This window comes from Arthrobacter sp. 05L428 (assembly GCF_056397665.1).
The window spans coordinates 43441-63514 of record NZ_JBFTNW010000002.1; the positions used below are offsets into that span (position 1 = coordinate 43441).

At 68.2% G+C, this 20074-nt stretch carries 17 protein-coding genes; 13 read left to right on the forward strand and 4 right to left on the reverse strand.

Annotation, left to right across the window (positions count from 1 at the left end):
• Positions 1-32: 32 nt before the first annotated feature.
• The 4 genes from lysS (at position 33) to AC1DH3_RS06560 (ending at position 5072) form a co-directional block, all read left to right on the forward strand.
• Complete coding sequence (lysS, locus tag AC1DH3_RS06545; protein WP_175323910.1) at positions 33-1562, forward strand: lysine--tRNA ligase; 1530 nt, start codon at positions 33-35, stop codon at positions 1560-1562.
• A 2-nt stretch (positions 1563-1564) separates the two neighbouring features.
• On the forward strand, positions 1565-1753 hold the full coding sequence (locus AC1DH3_RS06550; RefSeq protein WP_441418130.1) for a hypothetical protein: 189 nt from the start codon (positions 1565-1567) through the stop codon (positions 1751-1753).
• A 137-nt stretch (positions 1754-1890) separates the two neighbouring features.
• Positions 1891-2217, forward strand: a complete 327-nt coding sequence (locus AC1DH3_RS06555; RefSeq protein ID WP_175323908.1) for a histone-like nucleoid-structuring protein Lsr2 — start codon at positions 1891-1893, stop codon at positions 2215-2217.
• A 362-nt stretch (positions 2218-2579) separates the two neighbouring features.
• On the forward strand, positions 2580-5072 hold the full coding sequence (locus tag AC1DH3_RS06560) for an ATP-dependent Clp protease ATP-binding subunit (protein ID WP_441418128.1): 2493 nt from the start codon (positions 2580-2582) through the stop codon (positions 5070-5072).
• Positions 5073-5210: 138 nt separating this feature from the next.
• Here AC1DH3_RS06560 and AC1DH3_RS06565 read toward each other — a convergent pair whose 3' ends face one another.
• Complete coding sequence (locus AC1DH3_RS06565) at positions 5211-5654, reverse strand: Rieske (2Fe-2S) protein (protein ID WP_476893002.1); 444 nt, start codon at positions 5652-5654, stop codon at positions 5211-5213.
• Between the two features lie 125 nt (positions 5655-5779).
• Between AC1DH3_RS06565 and AC1DH3_RS06570 the strand changes: the two genes are divergently transcribed.
• The 5 genes from AC1DH3_RS06570 (at position 5780) to dhaM (ending at position 11184) form a co-directional block, all read left to right on the forward strand.
• Positions 5780-7906, forward strand: coding sequence for a S9 family peptidase (locus AC1DH3_RS06570; RefSeq protein ID WP_476908873.1), 2127 nt, complete (start codon positions 5780-5782; stop codon positions 7904-7906).
• Positions 7907-7975: 69 nt separating this feature from the next.
• Positions 7976-8485 carry an amino-acid N-acetyltransferase gene (locus AC1DH3_RS06575; RefSeq protein WP_476908874.1) on the forward strand — a complete coding sequence of 170 codons (510 nt, stop codon included), beginning with the start codon at positions 7976-7978 and terminating at the stop codon, positions 8483-8485.
• Between the two features lie 397 nt (positions 8486-8882).
• Positions 8883-9884, forward strand: coding sequence for a dihydroxyacetone kinase subunit DhaK (gene dhaK, locus AC1DH3_RS06580; protein ID WP_441418124.1), 1002 nt, complete (start codon positions 8883-8885; stop codon positions 9882-9884).
• A 2-nt stretch (positions 9885-9886) separates the two neighbouring features.
• Positions 9887-10513, forward strand: coding sequence for a dihydroxyacetone kinase subunit DhaL (gene dhaL, locus AC1DH3_RS06585; protein WP_476892999.1), 627 nt, complete (start codon positions 9887-9889; stop codon positions 10511-10513).
• The gene (gene dhaM, locus AC1DH3_RS06590) at positions 10510-11184 is read left to right on the forward strand and encodes a dihydroxyacetone kinase phosphoryl donor subunit DhaM (RefSeq protein WP_476892998.1); all 675 of its coding nucleotides are present in this window, start codon (positions 10510-10512) and stop codon (positions 11182-11184) included. The genes dhaL and dhaM overlap by 4 nt, the downstream gene beginning before the upstream one ends.
• 17 nt (positions 11185-11201) lie before the next feature.
• On the opposite strand, the gene AC1DH3_RS06595 is transcribed toward dhaM, so the two are convergent.
• The gene (locus tag AC1DH3_RS06595) at positions 11202-12038 is read right to left on the reverse strand and encodes an HhH-GPD family protein (protein WP_441418181.1); all 837 of its coding nucleotides are present in this window, start codon (positions 12036-12038) and stop codon (positions 11202-11204) included.
• Between the two features lie 246 nt (positions 12039-12284).
• On the opposite strand from AC1DH3_RS06595, the gene AC1DH3_RS06600 reads away from it, so the two are divergent.
• Positions 12285-12977, forward strand: a complete 693-nt coding sequence (locus tag AC1DH3_RS06600; protein WP_441418121.1) for a hypothetical protein — start codon at positions 12285-12287, stop codon at positions 12975-12977.
• A 109-nt stretch (positions 12978-13086) separates the two neighbouring features.
• Here the strand turns inward: AC1DH3_RS06600 and disA are convergent, their stop codons facing one another.
• Complete coding sequence (gene disA / locus AC1DH3_RS06605; protein ID WP_441418120.1) at positions 13087-14163, reverse strand: DNA integrity scanning diadenylate cyclase DisA; 1077 nt, start codon at positions 14161-14163, stop codon at positions 13087-13089.
• Positions 14164-14495: 332 nt separating this feature from the next.
• On the opposite strand from disA, the gene AC1DH3_RS06610 reads away from it, so the two are divergent.
• Complete coding sequence (locus AC1DH3_RS06610; RefSeq protein ID WP_476892997.1) at positions 14496-16109, forward strand: peptide chain release factor 3; 1614 nt, start codon at positions 14496-14498, stop codon at positions 16107-16109.
• A gap of 192 nt (positions 16110-16301) precedes the next feature.
• Complete coding sequence (locus tag AC1DH3_RS06615) at positions 16302-17660, forward strand: protein kinase domain-containing protein (RefSeq protein WP_476908875.1); 1359 nt, start codon at positions 16302-16304, stop codon at positions 17658-17660.
• A 37-nt stretch (positions 17661-17697) separates the two neighbouring features.
• Here AC1DH3_RS06615 and AC1DH3_RS06620 read toward each other — a convergent pair whose 3' ends face one another.
• The gene (locus AC1DH3_RS06620; RefSeq protein WP_476908876.1) at positions 17698-18900 is read right to left on the reverse strand and encodes a PucR family transcriptional regulator; all 1203 of its coding nucleotides are present in this window, start codon (positions 18898-18900) and stop codon (positions 17698-17700) included.
• 98 nt (positions 18901-18998) lie between these two features.
• Between AC1DH3_RS06620 and AC1DH3_RS06625 the strand changes: the two genes are divergently transcribed.
• Positions 18999-20072 (forward strand): ferredoxin reductase, encoded by a 1074-nt coding sequence (locus AC1DH3_RS06625; protein ID WP_441418116.1) that lies wholly within the window; start codon positions 18999-19001, stop codon positions 20070-20072.
• Positions 20073-20074: the final 2 nt, after the last annotated feature.

The following is a 20074-nucleotide window of genomic DNA, read 5'->3' on the forward strand; positions in this document are numbered from 1 at the left end:
AGGGGGCCGGATGCCCGGTAAACTTGGGGATTGTGACTTCCCAAAACACCCCCGCCCCGAACACCGCCGAGCACTCCGACGCCAGCGAGCAGACGCTGGTCCGCATGGAAAAGCGCGCCAAGCTGATCGAACGTGGCATCGAGGCGTACCCGGTGGGAGTCGAGCGCACGCACTCACTGACGGAGATCCGCGAAAAGTACGCGCACCTCGTGGCCGACGAGACCACCGGCGACGTCGTCGGCGTGACCGGCCGCATTGTCTTCATCCGCAACACCGGTAAGCTCTGCTTCGCCACCCTCCAGGAGGGCGGCCTCGACGGCAAGGCCGTCCGGCTGCAGGTCATGCTCAGCCTGGCCAACATCGGCGAGGAAGCGCTCGCGGACTGGAAGTCCCTCGTGGACCTCGGCGACCACGTCTTCATCAAGGGCGAGGTCATCTCCTCCCGCCGCGGCGAGCTCTCCGTGATGGCCGAATCCTGGTCCATGGCGTCCAAGGCGCTGCGGCCGCTGCCTGTGCTGCACGCGGAGCTCAACGAGGAAACCCGCGTCCGCCAGCGCTATGTGGACCTGATTGTCCGCGACGAGGCCCGCGAAATGGTCTACACCCGGGCCGCGATCACGCGTTCCATCCGCGAAACCCTGCACCGCCAGGGCTACGTCGAGGTGGAGACGCCGATGCTGCAGCTGGTGCACGGCGGCGCCACGGCCCGCCCGTTCGAGACGCACATGAACGCTTTTGACCAGAAGATGACGCTGCGGATCGCCACCGAGCTGTACCTCAAGCGCACGGTGGTCGGCGGCATCGACCGTGTCTATGACATGGGCCGGGTCTTCCGCAACGAGGGCGTGGACTCGACCCACAGCCCCGAATTCACCACCCTGGAGAGCTACGAGGCCTGGGCCGACCAGTTCGTCATGGCGGACCGCATCAAGGAGATCATCCTGGACGCCGCCGACGCCGCCGGGGTGGGCCGCGTGCTGCAGACCGAGGCCGGCGAGATCAACCTCGACGGCGACTGGGCCTGGATGGCCGTGTACCCGGGACTCTCCGACTTCGTGGGCCAGGACATCACCCCGGAAACCCCCGTCGAGGAACTGCTGGCCATCGCCGCCAAGCACGAGGTCAAGGTCGACGCGGCCTGGGACGCCGAGAAGCTCGTGGTCGAGCTCTTCGGCGAGCTGGTCGAACCGACCCTGCTCAACCCGACTTTCGTCTATGACTACCCGCCCTCCGCGCAGCCGCTGGCCCGCCACCACCGCGAGGACAACCGGCTGATCGAAGCGTGGGACCTGATCATCGGCGGGATGGAGCGCGGCACCGCCTTCTCCGAACTGATCGACCCGGTCATCCAGCGCGAACGCCTCACCGAGCAGTCCCGCCGCTCCGCCGCCGGCGACGTCGAAGCCATGCAGCTGGACGAGGACTTCCTCCGCGCCCTCGAGTACGGCGCCCCGCCGATGGGCGGCATCGGACTGGGCATCGACCGGCTGGTCATGCTCTTCACCGGCGCCGGCATCCGCGAGACCATTCTCTTCCCGCTGCTGAAGCCCGAAGGCCACTGATCATGGAATACATTGCCGTCCTGCTCCCGTCCGTGGTCGTCGGGCTCATCTTCTGGTTCGCCATGAAGGCAATCTTCAATGCCGACAAATCCGAGCGCCAGGCCGAGGCCCGCGCCCAGGCGGAGGCGGCAGCCCGCGGGCCGGAGCAAAATCCCGCTCCCGGGACCGGGCATTCCCCCGAACAGCGCTAAAAGCTGGGGCTATTCCTTCCTGTGGACTTTCTTTGGAAGGGCTTTTCCGCTTTGACTCCCGGCCATAAAAGGATGGATACTTTTTTCAGATACATCCTGCTTTTCTAAATACTCGACCTTTTGAAAAGAGAGTTTTTATGGCACAGAAAGTTAAAATCATCCTTGTTGATGATCTGGATGGGGGATCCGCGGACGAAACTGTCCGGTTTGGCCTTGATGGCGTGAGTTATGAAATTGACCTGTCATCGGGCAACGCATCAGAACTCCGCTCGGCCGTCGAGCGGTACGTGGCCCACGCGCGCAAGACGTCGACCGGGCGGGCAACCCGGACTAAAGTTTCGAGCGGCCGCAATCAGGACTCGGCGCAGATTCGACAGTGGGCCCGGGACAACGGCTATGCGGTAAACAGCCGCGGCCGTATCCAAGCCGAAATTCAGGAAGCCTACCAAAAGGCAAATTCCTAGTACCTGCTTCCCGGAAGGGCGCGTCGGCTCGCCCCTTTCCTTCGACCATGCCCCTGCCCCCGCGGCGGGGGCATTGTCGTGTCCGGACGGCCGGTGCTGGCGGCAACTGTGCGTTCCCGCCCGGTTGCCTCCGGAAAATGCCTCAATAAGCCGAGGACACGCCGTGTCTTCAGGATTTGGGAAGAAGTAACCGGGCGGGAGCGCAGCCCTGACCGGGGCCGAGCCAGGGCCCCGGCCGGCCGGTATCCGTGGACCGCCGTGACGCCCGGGACCCGTCCGGGTTTCCCCCGTGGCGAACAAGCCACAAATCTCGAACTCCGCCACGTAGCATCAAAGTACGTCGTAGCTAGGAGTGTGGCGAAATGTTTGAGCGATTTACGGACCGTGCCCGTCGCGTAGTTGTGCTTGCCCAAGAAGAGGCACGCATGCTGAACCACAATTACATCGGCACCGAACACATCCTCTTGGGTCTGATCCATGAGGGTGAAGGTGTTGCCGCCAAAGCCCTCGAGTCCTTGAGCATCTCGCTCGACGGCGTCCGCGAGCAGGTTCAGGAGATCATCGGCCAGGGCCAGCAGGCCCCGTCCGGCCACATCCCCTTCACCCCGCGCGCCAAGAAGGTGCTGGAGCTCTCGCTGCGCGAAGCCCTGCAGCTGGGCCACAACTACATCGGCACCGAGCACATCCTGCTCGGCCTCATCCGCGAGGGTGAAGGTGTGGCCGCCCAGGTGCTGGTCAAGCTCGGAGCGGACCTGAACCGCGTCCGCCAGCAGGTCATCCAGCTGCTCTCCGGCTACCAGGGCAAGGAATCCGCCGGTGCCGGCGTTGGCTCCGGCCAGGCCGAAGGCACCCCCGCAGGCTCTGTCGTCCTCGACCAGTTCGGGCGCAACCTGACCCAGGCCGCACGCGAGAACAAGCTGGACCCGGTGATCGGCCGTGAGCAGGAAATGGAACGCGTCATGCAGGTCCTTTCCCGCCGCACCAAGAACAACCCGGTGCTGATCGGCGAGCCCGGCGTCGGCAAGACCGCCGTCGTCGAGGGCCTGGCCCAGGCGATCGTCCGCGGCGACGTGCCGGAGACCATCAAGGACAAGCAGCTGTACACCCTGGACCTCGGGTCCCTGGTGGCCGGCTCCCGCTACCGCGGTGACTTCGAAGAGCGCCTGAAGAAGGTGCTCAAGGAGATCCGCACCCGCGGCGACATCATCCTCTTCATCGACGAGATCCACACCCTGGTGGGTGCCGGTGCTGCCGAAGGTGCCATCGATGCGGCTTCGATCCTGAAGCCCATGCTGGCCCGCGGTGAGCTCCAGACCATCGGTGCGACCACGCTGGATGAGTACCGCAAGCACATCGAGAAGGATGCCGCCCTGGAGCGCCGCTTCCAGCCGATCCAGGTCAAGGAGCCCTCCGTCGCCGACGCGATCGAGATCCTCAAGGGCCTGCGTGACCGCTACGAGGCGCACCACCGCGTCACGATCACCGACGGCGCCCTCGCCTCGGCGGCCAGCCTCTCCGAGCGCTACATCTCGGACCGCTTCCTGCCGGACAAGGCAATCGACCTGATCGATGAAGCCGGCGCGCGGCTGCGCATCCGCCGGATGACCGCCCCGCCGGAGCTCAAGGTCATGGACGAGAAGATCGCGGCCATGAAGCTCGAGAAGGAATCCGCGATTGACGCGCAGGACTTCGAAGGCGCCGCCTCGCTGCGCGACAAGGAGCAGAAGCTCATTGCCGAGCGCGCCGAGAAGGAACGCCAATGGAAGACCGGCGGCATGGACGACATCTCCGAGGTGGATGAGGATCTCATCGCCGAGGTGCTGGCGAACTCCACCGGCATTCCGGTCTTCAAGCTGACCGAGGAAGAATCCTCGCGCCTGCTGAAGATGGAAGACGAACTGCACAAGCGCGTGGTCGGCCAGAACGAGGCCATCAGGTCCCTGTCCCAGGCGATCCGCCGTACCCGTGCAGGCCTGAAGGATCCGAAGCGTCCGGGCGGCTCGTTCATCTTCGCCGGCCCCACCGGCGTCGGCAAGACCGAACTGGCCAAGGCCCTCGCGGAGTTCCTGTTCGGCGAGGAAGACGCGCTGATCACGCTGGACATGTCCGAGTACTCGGAGAAGCACACCGTCTCGCGGCTCTTCGGTGCCCCTCCGGGCTACGTGGGCTACGAGGAAGGCGGCCAGCTGACCGAGAAGGTCCGGCGCCGGCCGTTCTCCGTGGTGCTGTTCGACGAAGTAGAGAAGGCGCACGCCGACCTCTTCAACTCGCTGCTGCAGATCCTGGAAGACGGCCGCCTGACCGACTCCCAGGGCCGCGTGGTGGACTTCAAGAACACCGTGATCATCATGACCACGAACCTCGGCACCCGGGACATCTCCAAGAGCGTCGCCACCGGCTTCCAGTCCGGGACGGACACGCAGACCGGCTACAACCGGATGCGCGCCCGGGTCACGGAGGAGCTCAAGCAGCACTTCCGCCCCGAGTTCCTGAACCGTGTTGACGACGTGGTGGTGTTCCCGCAGCTGACCCAGGACGAGATCATCGAGATCGTGGACCTGTTCGTCACCCGCCTGGAGAAGCGCCTCAAGGACAAGGACATGGGCATCGAGCTCACGCCCGCGGCCAAGGTGCTGCTGGCCACCCGCGGCTACGACCCGGCGATGGGTGCCCGGCCGCTGCGCCGCACCATCCAGCGCGAGATCGAGGACCAGCTCTCCGAGAAGATCCTCTTCGGCGAACTGCACGCCGGCGACATCGTGGTGGTGGACGTGGAAGGCGAAGGCGACGACGCGAAGTTCACCTTCGCCGGCAACGCCAAGCCGCGCATCCCGGAAATCGCTCCGAGCGTCTAGGCGCCAAGCGATAACGTTCCAAGTAAAAGGCCCCGGCCGCTTCCTTCAAGGAGGCGGCCGGGGCCTTTTTGCCGCTGGCGCCGCTTGCCGCGGGCGCTTCTTGCCGCGGGCGCTTCTATTTGACGTGGGACGGCCGTGTCAGGCGGTTACGGTGATCCATTCGCCGTCGATAGCCGCCTTCAGCCTGGCCAGCGGCGCCTGGGCCGGACCGTTGATCACGCTGCCGTCGGATCCCTTGAAGGAGGAGCCGTGGCACGGGCACTGGAAGTCTTCCCCGGCGGGGGCCACCGGGCAGCCGGCGTGGGTGCATGCCGCGTCGTACGCCAGGACGGTCTTGTCATCCGGCCGGAAGATCACCACCGTCTTGCCGTTGATTTTCCCGGTGGCCGTGCCGCCCACCGATACATCGCTGAGCTTGCCCACCTTGACCGCGGTGCCGGCCGGAACAGAGGGGCCGGCCGCCGTCGTCGCCGGGGTGCCGGTCGGCGAAGCGGTGCAGGCCGAGAGGGCCAGGGCGCTGCCGCCCAGGGCGCCAGCGCCGAGCAGCAGGGAGCGTCGAGGCAGGGACTTTTCAGGGTTCATGGACTCATCATGCCAACAGTCCCTGAGAGCCCGCTGCGATTTCGGCACCTTTGAATATGAAAGCAGTGTTTCACTCTGAGTGAACGGAGTGTGATCCGGCGCACAAGGGGTGTTGAATCGGGGGCATGGCTTCTTCCGATACGCAGACCCCGGCCGAACACCCCGAGACCCCGTTCCACGACCTGGACCACTACCTCGCCATCCCGAAGGTGAGCGGCTTGGCGCTGAGCCCCGACGGCGGACGGCTCGTCACCACCGTGGCCACGCTCAACGACAAGGGCACCGAATACCGTACCGCGCTGTGGGAGCTGGATCCTGCGGGCAAAAAGCAGGCCCGGCGGATCACGCGCAGTGCCAAGGGCGAGGCCGGCGCCGTGTTCGCGGCGGACGGCAGCCTGTACTTCACTTCTGCGCGCCCGGACCCCGAGAGCCCGGATGCAGAGCCGGTCAACGCCCTCTGGGTCCTCCCGGCCGACGGCGGAGAGGCCCGCGTCGCGCTCTCCCGGGCCGGCGGCATCGGCGGCCTCCTGGCCGCGAAAGAGGCCGACGCCCTCTTTGTCACGGCGTCAGTCCTCGCCGGTTCCACCGACGAGGAAAACGACGAGGAGCGCCGCAAGGACCGCAAGGACAACAAGGTGGCCGCAATCCTGCACAGCGGCTACCCGGTGCGCTATTGGGACGCGGACCTGGGCCCCGCGCAGCCCCGGTTGTTCGCCGTCGAGCCCGGTGCGGAGCCGGAGCCCGGGAAGCCGGTGACGGTCGACGCCCTCCCGCCGGTCAAGCTGCGCAACCTGACCCCCAACGCCGGAAACGGACTCCGTGAGGCGGATATCGCCGTCAGCCCGGACGGGAAGACGGTCTACAGCAGCTTCACCCGGCCGCTCGCCAATGCCGACTCCCGCACCGTGCTCGTGGCCGTCGACGTCGCCGCCGGCACCCGCCGGGTCCTGCTCGACACCGAGGGCATGAGCTACTTCCCCGGCCCGGTCAGCCCCGACGGCCGGACCCTGGTGGTGCTCAGCGAGACAGACACCACCCCGGAGCAGGCGCCCAGGATCGCGCTGCACCTCCTCGATGTCTCGGGCGACAGCGACGGCGGCGATGCGGCGCTGACGCCGCTCGCGCAAGGCTGGGATCGTTGGGGCCACCCCGCGGCCTGGCTTCCGGATGGATCGGCCGTGCTTGTGACGGCGGATGAAGACGGGGCTTCGCCGGTGTTCCGCATCGCCGTGCCCGGCAACGCCGGCGGGGAGGCTGCGCCCGTGCGGCTGACGGCCGACGCGGCCGCCTACACCGACGTCGCCGTCTCCCCGGACGGGCGAAGCGCCTATGCGCTGCGCAGTTCCTACGAATTTCCGGCGGAAGCCGTCCGGATCGACCTCGCCAGCGGCGACGTCACCCGGCTGCCGGCCCCGGCCGGGCGCCCTGCCTACCGCGGCACGCTCGAGCGGGTGGAGACCACCTCGGCGGACGGCAGCCGGGTGCCCGGTTACCTGGCCCTTCCGGAAGACGCATCGGCCGGAAACCCGGCACCGCTGTTGCTCTGGATCCACGGCGGCCCGCTGGGCTCCTGGAACGCCTGGACCTGGCGCTGGAACCCGTGGCTGCTCGTGGCCCGGGGCTACGCGGTGCTGCTCCCGGACCCGGCCCTGTCCACCGGCTACGGCCAGGATCACATCCAGCGGGGCTGGGGCGAGTGGGGCAAGGCTCCGTTCCTGGACCTGATGGCGATCACCGACGCCGTCGAGCAGCGCCCCGACATCGACGAGACACGCACCGCGGCGATGGGCGGATCATTCGGCGGCTACATGGCCAACTGGGTGGCAGGCCACACGGACCGGTTCAAGGCGATCGTCACGCATGCAAGCCTGTGGGCCCTGGACCAGTTCGGCCCGACCACGGACTCAGCGCAGTACTGGCTGAAGGAAATGACTGCGGAGATGGCCGCGGAGAATTCTCCGCACCTGCATGTGGAGAAGATCCGCACGCCGATGCTGGTCATCCACGGCGACAAGGACTACCGCGTGCCGATCGGCGAGGGGCTGCGGCTCTGGTACGAACTGCTCTCAAAGTCGCAGCTGGCGGCCGACGAGAACGGCGAAACCGACCACCGCTTCCTCTACTTCCCGGACGAGAACCACTGGATCCTGCAGCCGCAGCACGCCAAGGTCTGGTACGGCGTGGTCGAGCACTTCCTGGCCAGGAACCTGCTGGACAAGGACATCCCGGTGCCGGACGAGCTCGGTCTCTGAGCCGCCCGGCCCCGCCCCGGCCGGCCAAGGCCGGGCGGGGCGCAAGGGCCCGCGCCGTAGGATTGGGCTGTGACTGAGACGATCCGCATCCGCCCTGCCCGCACCGGCGACGTTGCCGCCATCAAGACCCTGGTGGCACCCTTGGCCGACCAGCGGATCCTGATGGCCAAGGAAACCGTCGCGTACTACGAAAGCCTCCAGGAGTTCCGGATCGCCGAAGCGCCCGACGGCGAGGTGATCGGCTGCGGCGCGTTGCACGTGATGTGGGAGGACCTGGCGGAGGTGCGCACCCTGGCCACCTCGGATGCGTGGCGCGGCAAGGGCGTCGGACACCTGCTGGTGGAACGCCTGCTGGAGGATGCGAAAGCGCTCGGCATCTCCCGCGTGTTCTGCCTGACCTTCGAAGTGGACTTCTTCAAGAAGCATGGCTTCGAGATGATGGCGGACCAGACGGCCGTGGATCCGGTGGTGTACTCGGAGCTCCTGCGCTCACACGATGAAGGCGTCGCCGAATTCCTGGACCTCGCGCGGGTCAAGCCCAATACCCTGGGCAACACCCGCATGATCCGGACGCTCTAGGCGCTTCCCGCAGCTGCCTGAAACGGGGTCTTCCGCCAAATCAACTTGGTGGATAAACTGATCCCGGCCCGATGGGGCGGGCCGCCAGCTTCCGGAGGCAGAAATTGCAGAATCGCGTGATTTTTCCAGATTTCTCCGCATTCCAAATGACGGTGGACGCCGTTCCGGTGCAGCCGGACTCACCCGGTGGCGACCGCTGCGGGGGCGCCGATGCCGCCGCGCGCCGGCTCCAGCCCCGGGTGGCTCTCGGTCCGGACGCCTGGCCGAGCTTCGCGCCGGAGGCTGCACCCGGGCCCTGAGCGTCCCGGCAGTGGTTGAACCCGGAGCCTACCGCTGGCAGGGCCCCGGTAGTAGGGTCTAAGCAAGCAGCCAGGACAACCATCCAGGGAGCACAGCCATGAAGAAACTCATCAATGATCCCAAGGCCGTGGTCGACGAGTCAGTGGAGGGGTTTGGGCTTGCTCACGCCGACCTTGTGACTGTCTACCCGGATCCCAAATACATCGTCCGCAAGGACGCCCCGGTGGCAGGAAAAGTCGGGCTGGTTTCCGGCGGCGGCAGCGGCCACGAGCCCCTGCATGGCGGCTACGTCGGACTGGGGATGCTCGACGCCGCGGTTCCCGGCGCAGTGTTCACCTCGCCCACCCCGGACCAGATCCTGCCGGCCACGCTTGCAGTGAACTCCGGCGCCGGCGTCGTGCACATCGTGAAGAACTACACCGGCGACGTGCTGAACTTCGAGACCGCCGCCGAACTGGCGCAGGCCGAGGGCGTGGAGGTCCGTACGGTGCTGGTCAACGACGACGTCGCCGTGCAGGACTCGCTCTACACCGCAGGGCGCCGCGGCGTCGGCGGAACCGTCCTGGTCGAGAAGATCGCTGGGGCCGCCGCCGAACGCGGCGACAGCCTCGACGCCGTCGCCGCCATCGGTGACCGCGTCAACCAAAACGTGCGCAGCATGGGCGTGGCCCTGAGCGCGTGCACCGTGCCGCACGCCGGAGTGCCCAGCTTCGAGCTCGAGGACAACGAGATCGAGATCGGCATCGGCATCCACGGCGAGCCGGGCCGGCACAAGATTCCGATGGAGCCCGTCGACGGCATCACCGACCGCCTGCTGGATCCCGTCGTCAGCGACCTTGGCCTCGCCTCGGGGGAGAAGGTCCTGTTGTTCGTCAACGGCATGGGCGGCACACCGTTGAGCGAGTTGTACATCGTCTACCGCCGGGCCGCGCAAAGGCTTGCGGATCAGGGCGTCACCGTGGCGCGCTCGCTGGTGGGCAACTACATCACCTCGCTTGAGATGCAGGGCTGCTCCATCACCGTGCTGCGCCTCGACGAGGAGATGACCGGGCTCTGGGACGCGCCCGTCCACACCGCCGCCCTGCGCTGGGGCGTCTGAACGTGGGGCTGGACGTCGGCTGGGCCGTGCGGTGGCTGACGCTCTCCGCCGAGGCAATGGCCGAGCACAGGGTCGAACTCATTGAGCTGGACCGGCCGATCGGTGACTCCGACCACGGCGAGAACATGGACCGCGGCTTCAAGGCCGTGATGGACAAACTCGCCGAAGCGCCCCCGGAAACTGCCGGGGCGGCACTGAAACTCACCGCCATGACCCTGATGTCGAAGGTCGGCGGCGCCGCCGGGCCGCTCTATGGAACAGCCTTCCTGCGGGCCGCGACGGCCCTCGGGGACGCTGCCGACATTGACGCCGCCACGCTGGCAGCGGCGCTGCAGGCGGCCCGCGACGGCATCGTGGCCCGCGGCAAGGCCGAATCCGGCGACAAGACGATGGTGGATGCCTGGACTCCTGCCGTGGATGCCTCGGCGGCCGCCGCCGGCGACGGCGACGTCCGCAAGGTCCTGGCCGCGGCGGCCGATGCGGCCGAGGCCGGCGCTGTTTCCACCGACCCGATGCTGGCCCGGAAGGGCCGCGCCAGCTACCTGGGGGAGCGCAGCATCGGCCACCGCGACCCCGGAGCCGTATCCAGTGCCCTGATCCTGCGCGCCGCCGTGGGGGCCGCCGGATGACGGTCCGGCTCGTCGTCGTCTCGCACAGCGAAAAGATCGCCGACGGCGCCGTCGAACTCGCCGCCCAAATGGCGCCCGATGTCATGATCGTGGCGGCCGGCGGCACCGACGACGGCCGGATCGGAACCAGCCTGGAGAAGGTGATGGCCGCGCTGGAACGGGCGTCCGGGGGAAGCGGCATCGTGGTGCTCACCGACCTCGGTTCCGCCGTCATGACAGCGGAATCGGCGGTGGAGTTCGCCGCCGATCCGGAGTCAATCCAGCTGGCCGATGCCCCGCTGATCGAGGGACTCGTCGCGGCAGCCGTTTCCGCCCAGACGGGGGCCGACGCCGGAACCGTGAAGGACGCGGCCGAAGCCGTCTACCGCCCGCCGGCCCACCCGCACGGGCCCGAACACGCGCACCAGCAGCCGCCGGATGCCCAGGGCGACTTCGAACTCGTCAACCAGGCCGGGATGCACGCACGGCCCGCGGCGAAGATTGCCGGCGGCCTGGCCGGGATGGATGCCGACGTCACCATCAACGGGGTCGACGGTGCATCCATGACGGAACTTATGATGCTTGGCGCCGGGAAAGGAACCGTGCTGCACATCGAAGCCAGCGGGGCGGACGCGGGCAAGGCGGTCGACTACCTGGGCGGGCTGATCAAGGCAGGCTTCGGCGAGCCCTAGGTGTAGTTGGGACCAGGTCAGCCGGGCAGCCGCAGACCGCCCGGGTGCAGCTCGGCCAGGCCGTCGCTGAGCAGCCCGGCAAGGGCCCGTTCCAGCTGCTCGGGCGCCGGGTTCAGCCGGTGCAGCGCCGCGAGCGGGACCCCGATCCCGTCGGCGTCGAAGCCTAGGTCCGCGGGGGCCTGTTCCAGCAGTTCGCGGGCCACCGGTGATTCGGCCAGGCGCAGGACGGCCATCACGGCTCCGCGCACCTGACGGTCCGTCCCGTGCCAGGCCTGCCCCTTTGGCGTGTAGGTGGGGGGAGGTTCGCCGGCGGCGAGCCAGGCACACGCGCCGCGGACGGGGCATTGACCGCACTTCGGCGCCCGGGCCGTGCAGACCAGCGCCCCCAGCTCCATCACGGCGGCGTTCCAGCGCACCGAGGCGGCATCTTCGTCGGGCAGCAGCTCCGCGGCCAGCCGCATTTCGCCGGCCGTCAGGGCCGGCGCCGGCAGCGCGGTCCCGGTGAACAGCCGAGCGTGGACCCGGCGGATGTTGGTGTCCACCACGGTCGCCCTGCCGCCGAAGGCGAACGCGGCGACGGCGGCGGCCGTGTAGCTGCCCACGCCGGGAAGCTCCAGCAATTCCGGGTAACTGCCGGGAACCGCGCCGCCATGGTTGTCCACGATCGCGGCGGCGGCCGCGTGCAGCCGGAGCGCCCGCCGCGGATACCCCAGCCGGCCCCAGGACCGGACAGCCTCCCCGGCGGGCTCCCGGGCGAGATCGGCCGGCGCGGGCCAGCGCCGCAGCCATTCCTCCCACACGGGCAGCACCCGGACCACGGGGGTCTGCTGGAGCATGATTTCGCTGACCAGCACACCCCAGGCGGAGCAGTCCGCCGCCCGCCAGGGCAGATCGCGGGCGGTGTCACCAAACCAGGAGTCCAGGGCGGCGTGCAGCTCGGCGAGCGGCACAGCCGGCACCGGCGGGAGGGCCGCGGCGGCGGGGAGGGCGGGGGAATCGGCTAAGGCTTTGATCGAACCAGCTTAATAGAGACGGGCACCATAGTGCGGCCAGCGGCGTGGTGGGCCGGCATAACCCGCGGCGTTATCTAGCCTAGAAGGATGGTCAGGCAAGGCAACTCAGGAACGCACGGTTCGGGACCGAAGGCTTCCGCCAAGGCAAAGACCAGCGGCAGGCCGGCCCGGAAACCCCTCAGCCCTGTCTACCGCCGACGCCGGCTCTTCGTCGGAGCCGCCCTGGTGCTGGTGCTTTCCCTCGCTGTCGGCGGTTTCGCTGCGATTTCCAGCGTCCTCAACGGCGAAAGACCGGCGGCCACGTCCGGTGACTCGACCCAGACGGCCAAGCCCGGCAGCACCCCCGCCAGCACGGAGGCGTCCGCCGGGGCCCCGCCGACGGCGGGAGCTGGCTGTGACGAGACGCTCCTGAAGGTCACCGCGGCCACGGACAAGGCCGCCTACGCGGCTGGCGAGAACCCGCTGCTGACCCTCAAGGTCACCAACGGCAACAAGGTTTCGTGCGAGGTCAACCTTGGGACCTCGCAGATGGAGTACCTGATCACCAGCGGCTCGGACCGGATCTTCTCGTCCCGGGACTGCCAGGCGGAGAGCAGCGACCTGGTCAAGACCATCCGCCCCGGCGGCAGCGAGACGGCGAACTTCCCGTGGAACCGCAACCGGTCCACTGAGGGCTGCAAGGTCGTGGACGCCCAGCCGGGCGGCGGCGGTGCCTACTACGTCTTCACCGCCAGGCTCGGCAACAAGACCAGCCCCAAGGCCGTCTTCCAGCTCGGCTAGTCCACTTCGACTGCTCCGCAGGTGCCGTTTTGCGGGCCGAAAAGGGCGGTTACGGAGCAGCGGACAGGGGTTAGGCGGGGCCCAAAGGAACCGGTCTAGAGGAACCGGTCTAGAGGAACCGGTCCAGCAGGCTGGCCTCGGCCATCCGGCTCAGGCCTTCGCGGACCGTCCGGGCGCGCTGGTCGCCGATGCCGTCCACCGTCATGAGGTCATCAATGGTGGCAGCCATCAGGAACTGCAGCCCGCCAAAGTGGTCCACCAGGCGGTCGGCAACGGCTTTCGGCACCGCCTTGAGCCCGGAAAGCAGGCGGTATCCGCGCGGCTGCACGACGGCGTCGAGGTTCGCCTCACCGCCGGCGAAGCCGACAATGCCAGCGATCTTGCCCAGGTCGATGAGCTCGGTGGGGCCCAGGTTCACCAGGGCCTTGACGGCGTTTTCGATATCCGCGGCGGAGGCGCTGGGGCCCGAGTAGTCCCGGATGATCACGTCGCTGCCCGGCCCTCGGCCTACCGTCAGTTCGTCCAGCTGGAGTGAGAGCAAACGGCCGTCCTCGCCGAGTTCCAGCACATACTGGGAGATCTCCTCGGAGATGCGCCGCACCATCTCCTGGCGCTGGAGGGTCACGGCCACGTCGCGGACCGTCACCATGGCTTCGATCTCCAGGGCCGACAGCGAACTGGTCACCTGGTCCAGGCGGGAGCGGTACCGCTCCAGTGTGGCGAGGGCCTGATTGGCGCGGGCCAGGACCTTCTCCGAGCCTTCCAGGGTGTGGCGCAGGCCGTTGACGTAAAGCGCGATGATCTGCATCGACTGGCTCACGGAGATGACCGGAACGCCGGTCTGGATGGCAACGCGTTCAGCGGTCCGGTGCCGGGTTCCCGTCTCCTGGGTCTCAATGCTCGAATCGGGCACCAGCTGGACGCCGGCCCGCAGGATATTGCTCGCATCCTTGTCGCAGACAATGGCGCCGTCCATTTTGGCCAGTTCACGCAGCCGGGTTGGGGAGAAGTCGATGCCGATTTCGAACCCACCCGAACAGATGGATTCGATGGTCCGGTCGATGCCCAGCACGATCAGGGCGCCGGTACGTCCGCGGAGGATTCGCTCCAGGCCGTCCCGCAGGGCCGTCCCCGGCGCCACCCTGGCCAGAGTCGCCTTAAGTGCATCCTCGGGACTCCGAGCCATAGGTATTCCCTTTCAAAGGTGCAGGCCGCAGCCCGCAAGTGCGCCGGTTTTGATGACAAATCCATCAGCGGCCGGCAAGAACAAAAGTGCCCGGTTTCCCGTATGCACCATCATAGGGGCAACGGCGGGCTGTTTCCGCACGGTCAAGCCTCAAAGTGCCCCATTTACGCCTGCCCGGGGGTCCCGCGCAGACGGCCGTCCGCCCGCCGGCGGAACCCGCGTTTTCGGCCGTCCGCCCGGGCCTGCCGCCGCCTGCGATAAACTTGATGCCTAGGGTGTACCGCGGGCTCTCCGCGCCGTGACCCGTTCCCAGCCGCAGCGAAAGTAGCACCGTGTCCCAAGAAGTCCACAGCCCCGCCAGAGTCCACGAGATTCACAAGCAGGCAGCCCGGCGCCGGACCTTCGCAGTCATCTCCCACCCCGACGCCGGCAAGTCCACGCTGACCGAAGCCCTGGCCCTGCACGCCAAGGTGATCGGCACCGCCGGCGCGTCCAGCGGCAAGGCCAACCGCAAGGAAACCGTCTCCGACTGGATGCAGATGGAGAAGGACCGCGGCATCTCGATCAGCTCGGCAGCGCTGCAGTTCGCCTACCGCGACACCGTCATCAACCTGCTGGACACCCCGGGCCACGCCGACTTCTCCGAGGACACCTACCGGGTGCTGGCCGCCGTGGACTGCGCCGTGATGCTCGTGGACGCCGCCAAGGGCCTGGAAACCCAGACCATGAAGCTCTTCGAGGTCTGCAAGCAGCGGAACCTGCCCATCATCACCGTGATCAACAAGTGGGACCGGCCCGGCCTGGACGCCCTGGCCCTGATGGATGAGATCACCGAACGGACCGGCCTGCAGCCCATGCCCCTGACCTGGGCGGTCGGCATCTCCGGCGACTTCCGCGGCGTCTGGGACCTGCGCAACGACCGCTTCGCCCAGTTCAAGCGCAACAATGCCGGCGCCAACATCGCCCTGACGGAGTACTTCACCCCGGAGGAGGCCGCCGCCAGCCAGGGCGGCGACTGGTCCAACGCCGTGGACGAGGCCGGCCTGGTGATCGAATCCAACCTGGCGTTCGACGTCGAGGCCTTCCACGCCGGCAAGGCGACGCCTATCCTGTTCAGCTCCGCTGCGCTGAACTTCGGCGTGAAGGAAATCCTCGATGCCCTCGTGGACTTCGCCCCGCCCGCTGCCCCGCGGCCCGACGTTGAGGGCGCCGCGCGCCCCGTGGACGCCCCGTTCGCCGGGTTCGTCTTCAAGGTCCAGGCCGGCATGAACAAGGCCCACCGTGACCACGTCGCGTTCATCCGGGTCTGCTCCGGCGTCTTCGAACGCGGCATGGTGGTCACGCAGGGACGGACCGGGAAATCATTCGCGACGAAGTACGCCCAGCAGGTGTTCGGCCGCGAACGCGAGGTGATCGACGAGGCTTTCCCCGGTGACGTCGTGGGCCTCGTGAACGCCTCCTCGCTGCGCGTGGGGGACAGCCTGTTCCTGGAGCAGCCGGTGGAGTTCCCGGCGATCCCGCTGTTCGCCCCCGAGCACTTCCAGGTGGCCCGCTCCAAGGACCCCAGCCGCTTCAAGCAGTTCCGCCGCGGCATCGAACAGCTGGAGCACGAGGGCGTCATCCAGGTGCTCCGTTCCGACATCCGTGGCGACCAGGCCCCTGTGCTGGCCGCCGTCGGTCCTATGCAGTTCGAAGTGGTTGAGGACCGGATGGCACACGACTTCAGCGCCCCGATGCGGCTCGAACGGCTGCCCTACTCGCTGGCCAGGATCACGACGGCGGACGCCATGCCCACGCTCGCGAACGTACAAGGCGCCGAGGTGCTGCTGCGTTCCGACGGCGAGTATCTGGCCCTGTTCAACGACGTCTGGGCGCTGCGCCGGATCGAGAAGAACCACCCGGATCTGACGCTGGTGCCGATCGGCACGCACAACCCGGCTAAATAGCCTTCGCGAGCCCCGCCGGGGTCCCGGAAATTTCCCGCCCGCAGGTCTTCCGGAATCCGCATTCCGCGGTAACATAAGTAACCTTGCTAATTTCGCGGGCGCTTGCCGATCTGGCCGGCTTTTGGGACTGCTCTGTCCGATTCCATGTGCGGACCCGTATTGAGGGAACAAGAAAACTCGTTGACAATATCTATGGAATCCGGCCTCCTGCTCAGCGGGCGGTACCGGATCGAGGCCCTCATTGGCAGGGGAAGCCAATCAACTGTTTACCGGGCGCACGACGAACTGCTGCAGCGCGAGGTGGCGGTCAAGCTCTTCCGCAACGACGCGGACGACCTTGAGCACACCCGTCGCCAGGGCCAGGAGGTGCGGATCCTCGCGGGGATGAGCCACCACGCCCTGGTGACCCTGTTCGACGCCGGCGCCGACCTCAGCAATCCGGAGTCCCGGCTGACCTACCTCGTGATGGAACTTGTCCGCGGCCAGGACCTGCGCCACCGGTCCCTGCAGGGCCCGCTCTCCGCCGCGCACATGGCCCACATCGGCTACGACCTGGCTGACGGGCTCTCCTACATCCACCACCACGGGATCGTGCACCGGGACATCAAACCGGCCAACATCCTCCTGGTGGACTACAGCAACGACGACCGCCGCCCCCGGGCGAAACTGACCGACTTCGGCGTCGCGGCCATCCTGGGGCACAACCGCGCGGACGACGACGGCGGCACCTCCGGGACCCCGGCCTACCTGAGCCCAGAGCAGGCCGGGGGTGAACCGGCCGGCCCGGCCAGCGACATCTACTCGCTCGGACTCGTGCTGCTCGAGGGGCTGACCGGCAAGATGGCCTACCCTGGCGCGCCGATCCAGTCCGCCGTCGCCCGGCTGCTCCACGACCCGCAGATCCCGGAGGAGCTCGCCCCCATGTGGGTGGCGCTGCTGTCCTCCATGCTGTCCCGCGATCCGGCCACCCGGCCGGACGCCCGCGAGGTTTCCCTTGCCCTGCGCCAGGAAGTCATCAACGGCGCCGGCCGTCACCGGCAGAACAGTGCGTCGGCGGCGAACGACGAGGACGGCCGGATGCGCGCCGTCGAGCGGTACCGGATCCTGGACACCCCGGCGGACGGCGCCTTTGACCGGATCGCGGCGCTGGCAGCCCGCGTGTTTTCGGTGCCGGTCGCCATTGTCAGCGTCGTGGACCACGACCGGATCTGGTTCAAGGCCCACCACGGCACCGAAGTCACCCAGATCGGCAGGGATCCGGGGCTTTGCGCCTCGGCGATCCTGCAGGACGGGCCCTGGATCATCGAGGACGCCGCGAGGGACGCGCGGACCCTGTCCAACCCGCTCGTAGCCGGGGAGTTTGGCCTGCAGTTCTATGCCGGCGTTCCGCTGCGCACCCCGGACGGCTTCAACCTCGGCACGTTCTGCATCCTGGACCGGCAGCCGCGGCACTTCACCGCCGAGGACACCCGGACGCTCGAGGACCTGGCCGCGATCGTCATGAACGACCTTGAAATGCGGCTGCAGAGCCGCGAGGCGATCGCCAGCTAGCGCGCGCCGGCGTCGCCAGCTAGCGCTGGTCCCCGGGTCAGCGCCTGCCGGCGTGCAGCGCGAGCTCCAGCTCAAACCGCGCCACCGGGTCCTCCAGCGCGTCCCCGAACAGTTCGCGCAGCTGGGCCGCCCGGTAGCCGACGGTCTGCGGGTGGATGCCCAGTTCGGCGGCCACCGGCGCCCGCTGCCCCCAGTGCCGCAGCCAGGACAACAGGGTTTCGGCGAGCCGTTCGCGCTGCGCCGGGCGGAGACCCTCGAGCGGGGCCAGGCGGCGGTTGGCCAGCTCGGTGATGGCGGAGGGCTCGGCGCCGAGGATCACCGCCGCGAGATGCTCATCCGCCCAGATCGGCGCGTCCTCCGGACCGTCCCGGTGCGGCAGCACCGATGCCGCCAGCACGGCCAGCCGCAGGGACTCGGGGACCTTCTCCCAGCCGCCGGCCGGACCCACGGAGGCGCCGCGGCCCCGGAGTGCCTTGTCGAGGTCCTTCCGGGCGGACTTGGAGTTGCGGACCGGGACCAGAGCCACGGCGTCGGTCTCGCGTTCGATCACCAGGGTTCCCGGGCCCAGCCGCAGCCGCAGCCCGGCGGCCCGGTCCACCGGCAGCGTCACGACCGTCATGCGCGGGGGCAGGGACCAGTCCGCCATCGCCGCCGTCTGGCGCAGCGCCGCCTCGTCCGCCTGCCCCAGCAGCAGCAGGTCCAGCAGCTCGGTGCGGCGCCGGTCCACCGCGCCGGCACGTTCGGACTGCTCAAAAGCGTAGGCCTCGGCACTGACCGCGGAGAGCTCATCGATGTAGGCCAGGATCGATTCGCCGAGGTCCACCACCACGTTCTGGCCCAGATGGTGTTCCACCGAGACCTTGGACATCTCCCGGAACGTCACGCGGGCCCCCATCCGGTAGGCGCTGAGCAGGGCATCCATGCTCCTGCCCTGCCGGAACTCGCCGCTGCCCAGGCCCGCCACCAGCTGCCGGCTCTCCTCGGAAAGCGCCGGCAGCGTGGTGCCCGGAAGCTGCAGGAAGCGGTCCAGGGCGGCCGCGACGCCGCGCCGCAGCCCCCGCCCGAAGCGGCCCTCGATCGGCCGGGCATAGGCGGGAACCAGCTGTGGCACGGCGTCGATGATGGCCTCCACGATGCCGGGCATCCTGGGCCGGAGCATGTCGCTGACCTCCTTCGGCAACGCCAGCCACGGCGGATCGTAAGCGGGGTAGCCGGAGTGGCCGGCGGGAGGAGCATCCATGACGGGTATCCCAAAATTGTTTCGTGGAGATAGTTTCTTTGAGTCGATCGTATGCCTTGGGTGAAGAATTATGACCCAACCTGACATAGGCTTAGTAGATGATCCGGCTCCGTAAGCTGGCGCGCGCCGCATCTCTACTGACCACCCCACTAGCTCCAGAAGACATTCTGTCGCTGTTCAACCCCGTGTTTTCTGCCCGCCAGTTGCGCGGCGTGGTTACCCGGGTGGTTCCAGAAACGGCCGATTCCGCCACCATTTTCTTCCGTCCCGGCCGAGGCTGGCAAGCGCACCGCGCAGGCCAGTGGGCCCGCATCGGCGTCGAACTTAACGGCGTGCGCCACTGGCGGTCCTACTCGCTCAGCGCGCCCGCCGGCGAGGACCCCGCCATCACCGTCACGGACATGGGGGCCGTCTCCGGGACCCTGGTCCGCACCACCAAGCCGGGCGACGTCCTTTTCCTCGCGCCGCCGCAGGGCGACTTCGTCCTCCCCGAACACCCGCGCCCGCTGCTGATGCTCACCGCGGGTAGCGGCATCACCCCGGTGATGTCGATGGTCCGCACGCTTGTCCCGCACCGTCCCGATGCCGACGTGGTCCTCATCCACACGGCGCGGACGGCGGCCGACGCCATCTTCCGCGAGGAACTGGCCGAACTCGCAGACCAGTTCCCCAACTTCAAGGTCACCCACTGGTTCACCGGGGAACGCGGGCGGCTCGACTTCAGCACCGCGGCGGGACTCGACGCGCTGTGCCCGGACTGGCGGGACCGCGCCGCCTACGCCTGCGGCCCCGAGGGCTTCCTCGACGACGCCGAGGCGCTCTGGGAATCCGAGGCCGCGCCCGGCACCAAGGACACGGCCGCAACCCTGACGATCGAACGCTTCAGCACCAACCTGGCCGGCGGCGAGGGGCACGACGGCGGTCTGGTGACCTTCGAAGCCTCCGACCGTGAAGTCGAAGCCGACGGCGACACCCCCCTGCTCGACGTAGGTGAGGACGCCGGCGTGCTGATGCCCAGCGGCTGCCGCATGGGCATCTGCCACAGCTGCCTCATCCCGCTCCGGGCCGGCCAGATCCGTGACCTGCGCACGGGCGAAGTCCACGGCGAGCCCGGCCAACTAATCCAAACGTGTGTCTCGGCAGCCGCCGGACCCGTTAACCTCGACCTCTGAGG

Bases quoted from the DNA above. Each gene is read 5' to 3' on its own strand.
- dhaM (WP_476892998.1), top strand. From the start codon at position 10,510: ATGACGGTCCGGCTCGTCGTCGTCTCGCACAGCGAAAAGATCGCCGAC.
- AC1DH3_RS06565 (WP_476893002.1), bottom strand. From the start codon at position 5,654: ATGAACCCTGAAAAGTCCCTGCCTCGACGCTCCCTGCTGCTCGGCGCT.
- dhaK (WP_441418124.1), top strand. From the start codon at position 8,883: ATGAAGAAACTCATCAATGATCCCAAGGCCGTGGTCGACGAGTCAGTG.
- AC1DH3_RS06625 (WP_441418116.1), top strand. From the start codon at position 18,999: ATGATCCGGCTCCGTAAGCTGGCGCGCGCCGCATCTCTACTGACCACC.
- AC1DH3_RS06620 (WP_476908876.1), bottom strand. From the start codon at position 18,900: ATGGATGCTCCTCCCGCCGGCCACTCCGGCTACCCCGCTTACGATCCG.
- AC1DH3_RS06555 (WP_175323908.1), top strand. From the start codon at position 1,891: ATGGCACAGAAAGTTAAAATCATCCTTGTTGATGATCTGGATGGGGGA.
- disA (WP_441418120.1), bottom strand. From the start codon at position 14,163: ATGGCTCGGAGTCCCGAGGATGCACTTAAGGCGACTCTGGCCAGGGTG.
- AC1DH3_RS06550 (WP_441418130.1), top strand. From the start codon at position 1,565: ATGGAATACATTGCCGTCCTGCTCCCGTCCGTGGTCGTCGGGCTCATC.
- AC1DH3_RS06615 (WP_476908875.1), top strand. From the start codon at position 16,302: ATGGAATCCGGCCTCCTGCTCAGCGGGCGGTACCGGATCGAGGCCCTC.
- AC1DH3_RS06560 (WP_441418128.1), top strand. From the start codon at position 2,580: ATGTTTGAGCGATTTACGGACCGTGCCCGTCGCGTAGTTGTGCTTGCC.
- AC1DH3_RS06600 (WP_441418121.1), top strand. From the start codon at position 12,285: ATGGTCAGGCAAGGCAACTCAGGAACGCACGGTTCGGGACCGAAGGCT.
- AC1DH3_RS06570 (WP_476908873.1), top strand. From the start codon at position 5,780: ATGGCTTCTTCCGATACGCAGACCCCGGCCGAACACCCCGAGACCCCG.